At 35.6% G+C, this 10797-nt stretch carries 13 protein-coding genes; 2 read left to right on the top strand and 11 right to left on the bottom strand.

The window, feature by feature from the left end; translation table 11 throughout:
- Positions 1 to 436: 436 nt before the first annotated feature.
- The 3 genes from BFI01S_RS13945 to BFI01S_RS13935 form a co-directional block, all read right to left on the bottom strand.
- Entirely contained in the window at positions 437 to 1279 is an 843-nt protein-coding gene (locus BFI01S_RS13945) for a TIR domain-containing protein (RefSeq protein ID WP_061793167.1), read from the bottom strand.
- Positions 1280 to 1725: 446 nt separating this feature from the next.
- Positions 1726 to 1941, bottom strand: coding sequence for a hypothetical protein (locus BFI01S_RS13940; RefSeq protein WP_061793166.1), 216 nt, complete (start codon positions 1939 to 1941; stop codon positions 1726 to 1728).
- A gap of 60 nt (positions 1942 to 2001) precedes the next feature.
- A complete protein-coding gene (locus tag BFI01S_RS13935; RefSeq protein ID WP_061793165.1) occupies positions 2002 to 2448 on the bottom strand; it encodes a hypothetical protein in 447 nt (148 codons plus the stop codon).
- Positions 2449 to 2599: 151 nt separating this feature from the next.
- On the opposite strand from BFI01S_RS13935, the gene BFI01S_RS13930 reads away from it, so the two are divergent.
- Positions 2600 to 2824 carry a helix-turn-helix domain-containing protein gene (locus BFI01S_RS13930; protein WP_061793164.1) on the top strand — a complete coding sequence of 75 codons (225 nt, stop codon included), beginning with the start codon at positions 2600 to 2602 and terminating at the stop codon, positions 2822 to 2824.
- A 451-nt stretch (positions 2825 to 3275) separates the two neighbouring features.
- On the opposite strand, the gene BFI01S_RS24045 is transcribed toward BFI01S_RS13930, so the two are convergent.
- From BFI01S_RS24045 to BFI01S_RS13890, 8 genes are all read right to left on the bottom strand, one after another.
- The gene (locus BFI01S_RS24045) at positions 3276 to 3578 is read right to left on the bottom strand and encodes a hypothetical protein (RefSeq protein ID WP_235831192.1); all 303 of its coding nucleotides are present in this window, start codon (positions 3576 to 3578) and stop codon (positions 3276 to 3278) included.
- Between the two features lie 91 nt (positions 3579 to 3669).
- Entirely contained in the window at positions 3670 to 4074 is a 405-nt protein-coding gene (locus tag BFI01S_RS13920; RefSeq protein WP_235831191.1) for a hypothetical protein, read from the bottom strand.
- Between the two features lie 264 nt (positions 4075 to 4338).
- Positions 4339 to 4629 (bottom strand): hypothetical protein, encoded by a 291-nt coding sequence (locus BFI01S_RS13915; RefSeq protein WP_061793163.1) that lies wholly within the window; start codon positions 4627 to 4629, stop codon positions 4339 to 4341.
- Between the two features lie 17 nt (positions 4630 to 4646).
- Positions 4647 to 6335 carry a recombinase family protein gene (locus BFI01S_RS13910; RefSeq protein WP_061793162.1) on the bottom strand — a complete coding sequence of 563 codons (1689 nt, stop codon included), beginning with the start codon at positions 6333 to 6335 and terminating at the stop codon, positions 4647 to 4649.
- Positions 6298 to 6861 carry a recombinase family protein gene (locus tag BFI01S_RS13905; protein WP_061793161.1) on the bottom strand — a complete coding sequence of 188 codons (564 nt, stop codon included), beginning with the start codon at positions 6859 to 6861 and terminating at the stop codon, positions 6298 to 6300. Before BFI01S_RS13905 ends, BFI01S_RS13910 begins: the two co-directional genes overlap by 38 nt.
- A 264-nt stretch (positions 6862 to 7125) precedes the next feature.
- Positions 7126 to 8820 carry a DNA primase family protein gene (locus BFI01S_RS13900; RefSeq protein ID WP_061793160.1) on the bottom strand — a complete coding sequence of 565 codons (1695 nt, stop codon included), beginning with the start codon at positions 8818 to 8820 and terminating at the stop codon, positions 7126 to 7128.
- A gap of 47 nt (positions 8821 to 8867) precedes the next feature.
- A complete protein-coding gene (locus BFI01S_RS13895) occupies positions 8868 to 9476 on the bottom strand; it encodes a hypothetical protein (protein ID WP_061793159.1) in 609 nt (202 codons plus the stop codon).
- A 22-nt stretch (positions 9477 to 9498) separates the two neighbouring features.
- Positions 9499 to 9981: a hypothetical protein gene (locus BFI01S_RS13890; RefSeq protein WP_061793158.1), complete on the bottom strand. Its 483-nt coding sequence runs from the start codon at positions 9979 to 9981 to the stop codon at positions 9499 to 9501.
- 299 nt (positions 9982 to 10280) lie between these two features.
- On the opposite strand from BFI01S_RS13890, the gene BFI01S_RS13885 reads away from it, so the two are divergent.
- Entirely contained in the window at positions 10281 to 10763 is a 483-nt protein-coding gene (locus tag BFI01S_RS13885) for an arginine repressor (RefSeq protein ID WP_061793157.1), read from the top strand.
- The last annotated feature ends 34 nt before the right edge of the window (positions 10764 to 10797 follow it).

The following is a 10797-nucleotide window of genomic DNA, read 5'->3' as shown; positions in this document are numbered from 1 at the left end:
AACAACCATCAACGATATTTTGTCTTTACTTATTTATTTTGGTATCGCAACAATGTTCCTTTCAAAACTAATGTAACAAATATTTTAGTTGTTTTTTAAGGGGTTAGGGAGTCACTTAGAAGGATATCATGGTACTAAACTTCTGTGATTTAGGAGGCTTTTAGTACCATGTTCTCTTTTCAAGTTGTTTTTGGATTTGTTTTATTCTTCATCGCTGTTTATGTTGTAATTAAATTAGATAAAATGAGTAGCCCAAAAAATAAACATAATTCAAAGCAACGTTCTAAATAAGTCCCCTGAATTTAGGGGACTTATTTAATGGATTACCTATTTTCTATTCTTAATAACCATTCTTTATCTAGGGTAACTTCAACTCTCTGCTTTACCACTATTTGTGGTACGGTTCACCGTAATATAGCTAAATGAGGTTTTTTTATTAATTTAATGAATCTAATACAACTTGATGAATTTGATTAACCATTTCGTCTAATGTCTGCTTACTTGTATTAAACGCATATTTGTCGACTATATAGGGATTATATTGTCTAACTTCATCCACAGAAACCTCATGCCAGATTGGAAGAATAATCACTCTTTTCTCATTGATTTCTCTATTTAAAAAGCTTTTAAATTCATATTGTGACCAACCGCTTTCAATAAAGTTTTGGGATAAGAAAATTATAACAAACCTCGAATTTAATATTCCCATATTCATCATATCCGTTTGACTCTGTCCTATTTTAAATACCTTGACATCTTCAAAAACTTTCAACCCTTTATTACTAAGCTTCTCCGATAACTCCGAAACAAAAATATCTTTATCGAGGCTAGAATGTGATAGGAATACATCAAACTCTATTATTTCTTTATCTTTAACTGAATCTTTAATATCTAATGAGAGTTCATTTAATTTTTCTGACATCTCAGAATAATTGTTTAAATATTCTAAATTTGTACTCGATTGTGATTCCATTGATTTTAGCATGGTTTTAAATTGCTTTTCCTGCTCTTTTGCTAGTCGACCTTTATACCTATTCATTCCTTCAGTATTTTTACGTATCTGTTCAACAAGCGATGTAATATCTTTGTCTTGTTTCAATAAATCTTTATTATATTTCCCCATTTTCTGAATATCCATTTTTGTTTTATTTCTTTTATTTGAAAGTTTTATAAGCTTATCCGCTAATGAATCTCTTTTCTTTCTAGCATCTGTCAATTTCTTTTGAAGTTGAATGTCTTTTTCTGTAAGCCTTTTTAAATTAGTTTCATTTATCCCCATAAATACACCCTCTTAGATATAATAAAAAACATAAAACAAACATATGTTTCCATTTTACAATATAAGAGAATTTTTTTCAATTTTCTATAATTCCTTCATCTTCTCTGCGAAACATCTGACACTAAACTAGTAACTAGCCCAACTAATGTACCCAATACAAAATAAGGCATATCCCTCTCTCCCTTCATTTTAAGTACCTAAATAAAAAAGAGAATAGCTTTTATCAGCCATTCTCACATTGGTTGTTATTTCTGTACTAACTTCTTTGTTTCTTCCTGATAAAATATATTATGATTAAGATTACCCATGTAACTGGACTGAAAATAATCATTATCGCTAATCTTATTATTACAATCCCGAAAGTTCCGAGAAATGCAACGATTAGTAAGAGTAATATCAGAATCAAAGCTAACCATAATTTCTTCATATACAATTCCTCATATAGCTTATCCCACTATAATTTTCTTTACCATAAAAATAAATGCTATTATTATGCCCACAAACAAAGCTAATCCAAATAAAAAGCCGAATAAGGCTAATGCAATAACAGATAGGAAAGTAGCTATTGTCCATACAATGAAGAAGGTAACAATTCCTCCACCAACATTCCTTACTAATATCCACGCAATTATAAGACCTGCAATTAAACCAAATACTTCCAACCTAAGACCTCCACTAATTAATACATTTTGAAAAGTGTTTACAAACTATACTGCTCCTATTTATCTAGCAAAATATTCACTAATATGAAACGATGCTATCTCTCCTAATCTCGTTTCCTTCCAACGGAATTTCTCTATTAATGTTAGGTCATCAAATATAGTAGTTAATAAATCTGTAACTTCATCTATCATGTAATGTTCGACGCTCATAATAACGTTTAGCTTCCAGTCACTAATATAAAAATGCCCATCGGACTCTAATGCTTCTTTTAAAATAGCCTTAAAATTATATGTCCAGGATTGACCATCAAGCGAATATAAAAGCATCCATCCTAATGCAATCCCCTTTCTAAATCCCTGTGGAACAAATTCGGGTCTTGATGGCAAGAAAGTAACTTGTCCAATTGGATGGCATACTATTCTCTCTTGTTCAAACTGTTCGCAAATATATTTTACTCCGCCTATTACAACAGCTTCTAGCTGTTTAACGGATTGTATTTCAATCATTCTGCTCCTCCTTTAAACTTAATTAATATCTATAATTCTGATATTGATTTCTAGTACTTTCGGTACGCAATTAAGTACCAGTTATATCCTAATAATATGGTACGTTTATACGTATAGTCAATAGACAAATAACCCATAAAGGATAATTGCTATGCAAAAGAAAGTGACCGTTAAAATAAAAGAACTAACTGAAAAGCATAATATTTCTATCCGTGAATTATCACGACTAACAGATATCCGTCATGCTACGCTAAGTGAACTTGCAAATGAAAAACGTCAAAATATCAATTTCGGTCATATTGAAAGAATTGCTGAAGCCTTTGACATTGAAGATATTAGAGAAATTATCGACTTTAAAATTAGTAAAAACAATTAATAGATTGGGTTATTTATTCTTTAACGTCTCCTTAATTAATCCATAGGCAGATACACTAAAAGACATCGCCAGTTGCGAATTTTGCTCATCATAAACTCATCCTTAAATTAATCTAATAATTATTGCTTTCAAATTTAAATAAATACTTTCTTAGCTGTTTTTCCAATGATATTTGTCACAATTCCATCTACAGTTCCTCCAATAAAACCACCTATTAGAGGTACAGCTTTACCAAGGTTAACAACACCTTTTTCTCCGAACTTAGTGACTAGTCTAAAACCAACTGCTTTATTTATTGATTTAATAATTTCCCCTGGTATTTTCTTGATAGCTTGGTAAGTGCAGTTCCTGCTTTAATTCCAGCCTGTTTTTAAAATATCTGAAGCTGACTGACCTGTTAAACAGACAAAGATGAATGTTTTTACTTGGTCATCTTTTAAATCATATCCTCTCATATGGGCAATTGCTCAATCGTTCTCATTTGTACATAAGTGACAGAAACTATATTGGCTGGTATGGCTACTGGTAAAATAATCAATCCTCCTAAACCTGTTAAAAATCCACTCGTTGCAGATTTAGTATTCTGCCAGCGAACTAGACTGTTAATAGCATTATCTGTGGAATCGCGCTTTGCCATAAAATTTTCAGCTAGTTCATAGGCTGTATCCGTTCCTGGTATCCCATTGATAGATTTTTCATAAGCCCAATCTAATAATTTTCCCACTTTACCTTCTGTTAATTGATTATCGGACATAATCTTCCTCCTGCATAGGATAAATTTTCCAGTCCTATTTTAATACAAAAGTTGGATGATAGGGTGGAGATTTTTTTAATAATATATTTTTTCAAACTTTAATAATAGCGTAGCAAAGCTGAATATCATCTGATTGCCTTATACCAATTCGTAATACTATTATGCTTTTCAAACAAACTTCCTCCATAAATTCTAGTTCTATTTGGTTTCTAGTTAGTTCAGCTAATTCTTTTTCTGTTTCTAATACCATCATCGCCTGACAGAAAGGGAGCGTAAATTCTTCTATATTTTCACCATTGCTTAGATATTCATATAGACCGTAAAATTCCTCCATTAGATACTGTATCAAGTCATCATGAAGTTCTTTTTTAATTGATAATAACTCCATTTTATTTTGAATTCTTTTCATATTCTTAGCCTCCGGTTCCTTTTGAGTACGCTCTGTTACCACACAGACAACAATTCCTACAACAGTTCCTAATAAGAAATATGGCAATACAACCACCTTCTTCCAGTCTTTTAACCCCTTATTTTTAAATTCTTTTAAGCTCGCATTTTATCATCCATAAATCCCTTTTTAGCTATTGTATAAATAGTTAGTCCAAACATAACTCCTGCCTTAAATAAACTAATCGGTGACATACACTCACCTCCTTTACGGTAAAATTACGCACGAAAAAAGAGACGAAAGCTCTTTTAAAGCCAACCTCTCTAATGTATAAACATAGTTAATTGTGCTACTGTTCTTCCTGCCGGATTTTTATATAAAACTAATAGGCTTAACAAGTTCACCATCTTTCAACAGACCAATTCCGATATCCTTCAAACCATGCTTATCCTGTAATAAGTACACAACGTTTGATGCACCGCCATCGTAGAAGAATACCCAACATGTTAGTTCTGGGCTATTTTCATCTGGAATAGTAGCCTTTACCGCTTCGTTGCTTATATCATCCACTGAAAGAGTTCTAACGTCCGCTTTCCATTCCTTCCGTGCTAAATGTGGGTGATGCTCCTCCATGTAATTCCTGAATACATTAATAATGCTCATAGGTTATTTGCTCCTTTTTATAGGTTAATTAAAATAGAAAAAGGGGGAGAGAACTCATCCGTAATAGATGAATCCTCTCCCCCTTTAAAGGTGAAGTGTTTTGCAACTTCTTTATTGAGTTGTATTTGTATCGTATCAATCTTTCGGTTCTCATTGATGGTGATTTGACGGATGAGCAGGTGCATCAGCCTTTTCCTCTGCTCTCTGGTCAATGACTCTTTATAGGCACTTTTGAAGTTCTGCATGACCTGTTTGACCATTAAAAAGTTTATGAGCTGTGTACCACCTTCCCCCATTTGCAATTCAATTGGAGATAGTCTTTCTTCAAGTCGTTCCTTTTCTTCATTCAAAGTGGATAGTCGCTGCACAAGGTCTGCTTTTTGAATCAAATCATCTTCGTACAAACCAAGGACTTTCTCTTTCTTTTGTTGATTGGATTCTAGTGCCTTTTTCAAGGTCTCATATTCGTGTTGGAGCGGAGAAGAATCTCGTTCTTTCTTGTTATTAATACGTTCAACAATTTGCTCTATAAGCACATCACTAGTGGCTATGTTTGATAGCTTTTCAAGTACATAAGGGTCTGCATAATCCGTTCTTACTCCATTCGAGCGACAAACTGCTGAACCTTTATTCTTCCAAGCTCCACATACATAATACTCCAGAACCTTTTTTGTTCCGTCTTTGAGTGTATTTGTTGTCCTTCCAATCACCATTCCTGCACCACATGCAGGACACTTCATGATACCAGTGAGAGGGAACTCGCCGTCATGTATTCGATTAGGCTTGCCGCTTCTACTCGCCATGATATTTTTTGCTTTTTCCCATGTTTCTTCTGAAATGATAGCTTCGTGCTGCCCCTTTTCAATTACAGGGTTAGGATTAATATTGTTTCTTCTCTTCTCGTTCCAATCTCTCCGGACATTGTAGCGAATAAATCCTGCATACAGGGGATTGCTTAGAATCGTTTTTACCCCGTTGATGGAGAAGTCTTTGTTCTTTTTTGTCCGGTGTCCTTCATTGTTGAGTTTGTTTGCGATGGATTTGTAGCCATTCCCCTCAACGTAAAGGTCAAATACCTTTCGAACCGTTTGAGCTTCTGTTGGATTAATCACAAGGGTAGATAGCTTTCTTTTACGATTCTCTCCTGGAACGCTTACGACATCATAACCAAGCACCTGACCGCCATTCCAGGAACCTTCCTTTGCTCGTGCCAACATCCCCATTTTTACGTTTTGAGCGATATTGTCTCGTTCAAATTCAGCAATGACTGCTAACATACGAAACTGCATTTTTCCAGCAGGAGTTGCTGTTTCATAGTTTTCAGTATATGAGCGAAAAACAATATTTTTCCCTTCAAGTTCTTCAACAATATTAAGCAAATCTTTCGTCTTTCGAGAAAAACGATTCACCTTCCAAACAAGCACTAATTCAAAGTCTTTACTATTAGCATCATGCAGTAGTTGTTGTAAAGCAGGTCTACCTTTAATATTTTTTCCACTTTTACCTCTGTCCACGTATTCCTTATGAACAACGTAACCTTCTCGCTCGCACATTTCTCTCAGAACTCGTACCTGTTCGTCAATACTGTATCCTTCTTCTGCCTGTTCCAACGTGGAGACTCGGGCATAGATAGCTGCTCTTTTCTGTGTTCCAGTTCGGCTAAATTGGTCAAGCTGGTCGTGTAGCTGTCTCGCTGAGTTCGGCATCATGTTCACCCCCTTTCTTGTTTTCATCTTCAATTAAACCTTCAATTAACCACCAAGCTACCTGCGACAAAGGAATTCCTTGCATGGCTGCTAATCTTAAGTGTCTCGTATTGAGTAATTTGCACATGTATTCAAACACCCTCAATCCTTCTTGTGTGGAAGTGTCGAAAGGTTCCGTTACTGAACAAATCTCCACACCATATCTTGCAAGCTCTCTTTCTATTTGTTGAAGCTCTTCCCCATCAGGAGAAAGTGTAAATACATCCCAAACAACAACTACCCCGAACAAGCCTTTAGCAGCATCCTCCAATATTCGCTTCAAAACATTTCTTCTTTTCCCGTGAGATTCCGAGCTTGGTTCCCAGTAGACTCTACTGACTTGATATCCAGCCCGCTCACACTTGTCTTTTAAGACCTGAACGTCTCGATGAATTCTGTACCCCTCGGGTTGGGTCCACGATGTATTTCTTGTGTAAATTACTATCTTGTCTTGGTTCTGCTGTGCAGTTTCATCTCTACTTATCATTGGAATCTCCTCCTTTGGGGTGTTTTGTAAGGTATTCTGTGACCATTTCTGCTAACATGTCTAAAAGATTTTGATATTCGTAGATAGAACCTTCTTTTTCGTTCATGGCAAGCTCTCCTCGTCGTAGTAATAATATATATTTCATTTTGCATATGATTTTAGGAAAGGGGGAGGGGTGGGGAGTAAAATGGAAACTTTACATATTTATTGCTCCCTTTATCCTTTCCCTTACCAGAATTTTTGTTTTTGTACTCCCCCTCCCCCCTAAAACTGAATGATTTCTCCATTTAAGGCTAGGGTTGGAAGGTTTTCTAACCTCACAAATTCCATTCCTTCGAAATAAACTGTTCCCCTGACTTTCTTTGTCACAATTGGAATCCCCTCATTTGCAAGAACGATTTTGAAGTATCTCCAAAACTTTTGTCGGGATTTAGTTCCTTTGTCGTCAATCCCTTGCTCGTTCAACCACCGTAAATAAATATCATGAAAATCAGATTGTCTTATACGAGCACCTTCTTTGAGAACAATATGTTCAAGGAAAAACTCCCTTACAGGATTCTGTTCTACGTTATAAGTTCGATGGCATTCTTCAATTGCTGTACAGTAGCTAAATTGGTAGTTATTTTCCCGTAATCTTTTTAGCCCTATAATTGCCCAGTTCAATATCCCAGGTAATTCTACTAGTAATTTGTCAGTAAGTTCTTTGTCCTGTTCATCCGATTCAAATTTCTGGGGGAATGGGACAATTACCAACTTCCTAAAAAAACCATGAGTCACATCCATTGAATCAGGTAGGGCATTAACAACAAAGACGAGTTTGCAATGTGGTTTATAGCTTATAGAGGGATGATATTTGATATTTATGGTAATGGTGTCACCACTCACAATGGCTTTAAAGTTCTCTGTCTTTAACGCATTACCACCCATTTCATTTTCAGCAGCAATATTTACTGATTTATTGACTAAACCTTCAAGACCGAACTGCTTGCCGAATTCAGCCAACGGTATGCTACTTACATTTTCTCCTCCCACCAACCGAGTAATTATGGAAACAAGGACACTCTTACCATTTCCACCGCTACCGTAAAAGAAGAATGCCTTTTCCGCTTTTGTTTCAGCTGATAAAAGGTAGCCTAAAATTTCCTGATGAACCTGAATGAGTTCTTCGTCATCTTTTGTAATCCCCTTTAGAAACTGCTCAAAGGTTGGAGCAACAGCTTTTGGTTCATATTCAATTGGCAATTGCACCGTTGATAAATAACTCGGGTGGTGGGGAAGTAGTTCAAATCTATCCAAACTCAACATCCCATTTTTCAGATTAATGAAGTTTCGCATGGTATTCATCTCATCCACTGTGTCTGCTTCTCGCAACAAAACTTTAACTACCTCTGCCTCCGCTTTACTATTCCAACTGTTCCAGCGCCCCTCATGCATCAAGGTTCGAATCACTTTGCCAAGTTCAACCTCTGAAGGTTCTTCAAAAACACCTTTCTTATGGTAAAGGAAAAGCCGTCCATCTTTCGTTGACCGAACATGGCATCTCCGAATGAATTGCTTAGCAAAAACGTTCGCATTGAAGGAATAGCTATTCTTTTTTTCATCGTAAAGAAAGCCATGCTCTTCCGCTTTTCTAATATTTATCAACTGTTGCAGTTCCTCCAAAAGTTCATCAGAAACCAAAGCCTCCGGAGTTTTATCCGCTGATTCAAACATCTTTGTAGATTCATAGTTTGGAAAACGGCTAAAACCAAAAAGCAATGCCTTAAAATATTGAAGGCTTTCTGAGCCGACAATCTTATACAAAGCCGTTACCAACATCGAAAGATTTTCTTTCATATGAATTCCTTCAAGCAGTTTTCTTATTCTTTCACTTCTTTCAAGCAACTTTACTTTGCGAACCTTGTAACGTGAAAGGTATGGCGATACTTCTTTTGTTAAAACTTCCTTTGTCTGTTTCATTAGCGCTTTCTCCTTTACAACAGAAGGGGGTATCCCTTCTGTATTTTTTATGTATTTGGGTTTTCAACGGTCAAAACTTCAATTTTTTCAAAGATATTACCGGCTTCCGAAGTCACATGATGGACTCTAGCTTGTCCAGTTAAACCAATCAAATGCCCCATCGTTATTCTTTGACCTTTGAATACTTGTTTGAAAGCCCCTAGAAACATCATGAGAGCAGATTGTTGATTGGATGAGATATTATAAGGTAGTGACAACTTTGTAACTTGTTCGGTAACTTCACTATAAAGGGAAAATGTAATCACATACTGGTCTTTCAAACCGTATTGAGTTTGTACATTTTCACGAACGTCAATTTCATCAATGTTGTAATCATATATGCCTTCAGGAACTTTTGCTGTCCGCTGCATTGAAACAGAATCATCACCAAATGAGATGATTCTTTCCATAGCAGGACTACCTTGGATAGTGTTTGAAAGTGTTTCAGAGATTTCTTCGGTCGGATTTTCGTTATTAACTGTATTATGTTTGTTCATAGAAGATTCTTCCTTTCCACTTTGGTTTGCTTCTTGTTCAGGCTGTTCTTGTTCTTGCACTATTTTGTTATCTTCACTTGGTTTATTTATTACTGGTCGTCTTACCTTTTTGAGAGCCATTCTGTAACCTCCCTATATTCATCTAGTTACAATTGATAATTTCAATAGATTCGTTATCTTTTAAGCCAAAGCAGCTTGAATTGAACTCTGGGAAAAAGTTGACCATATCATTGCTGACACTTCTAACTGAATCCTCTGGGTCATCTCCAAAGTATCCATCTTGAATTAATAGACCATGTATTGGTGCTTTGTTCAGAAACTCAGCAAATTCAAGTAGCAATCCTACATATTGCCCTCGGTTCATGACCATCTGATAACCTTTCGTATACCAGTCGATTTCAATCATGTCATCATGAATAAAGATACGGTTAGGACGTACACTCAAATCAGATAGGTCTTTCACAAGTTTTTGTAGCAGTCGTTCTAACCCATCCTCGCAAGTTCCTTCGGGAATTCTTACAAACGCTGGTAAACGGTAAATGGCATTGATTCCATCATAGTGGTCACTTCGAGCATCAGTTAAACCAGCATTAGCAATTTGAAAGTTATCTTTATAACGAAGCATTTTTCATTCCTCCAATCAATTTCGCTTGCAAAATGAATATAACCCACTTTATTCATACTTGTGAAGGTAAAAATGTTGAATTAAACGGAGTTGATTACGCCTAATTATTCATATAAAATATAATTATTCATATTTTTATTCATAATTGTAGTGAAACAAGCTATATTTCAGACAAATACCATTAGTCATCTATCGTATGGAGCTTTATTCATTCAAAAGCAATAGGAGACTAATAAAAAATGCACAATTACCGTAAATGTGACAAATTTGCGAACAACCGACTTTTAGGGGGGAATATCATGGAAGCTAATATTCATTCAAATAACAATGAACGCTTATTGGAAAAGAAAAAACGTCATCAAGCTATTCACCTTTTGTTAGGGGAAATGGATTTACGAACTCACGAGGACATTGTTCTTGAATTGCAGAAACAAGGGATTAAAACAAGCCAATCTACCGTACATCGTGATTTAGAGCATCTTGGTATCAAGAAAAACAATGATGGGTACTTTAAACCATCACATGATGTACAAAAAAAATTTCATCTTGATATCCTTTATGACCTACTAATAAGCAGTGATTCAAGTACATCTAGCAATGTCCAGACCTATTTCATCAAAACTGAAAAAGGAAAAGCACAGCAAATTGCCTTTCATCTTGAACAGGCATTTAATGACATCGTCTTAAAAACAATCATTGATTTAGACAGTGTTTTGGTTTTTGCAGATGGGGATGAAGCGACGGATGAATTTCTGGAGGTTTTTGAAGGAGAGGATGAATGAGGGTGGCTATTAAAGCCATTCCTTATTCATCCCT

The organism is Cytobacillus firmus NBRC 15306, from assembly GCF_001591465.1.
In the GTDB taxonomy this organism is placed as follows: domain Bacteria; phylum Bacillota; class Bacilli; order Bacillales; family Cytobacillaceae; genus Cytobacillus; species Cytobacillus firmus.
Note: the sequence above shows the minus strand (reverse complement) of the source record. Positions and strands in the feature narration are given on the sequence as shown.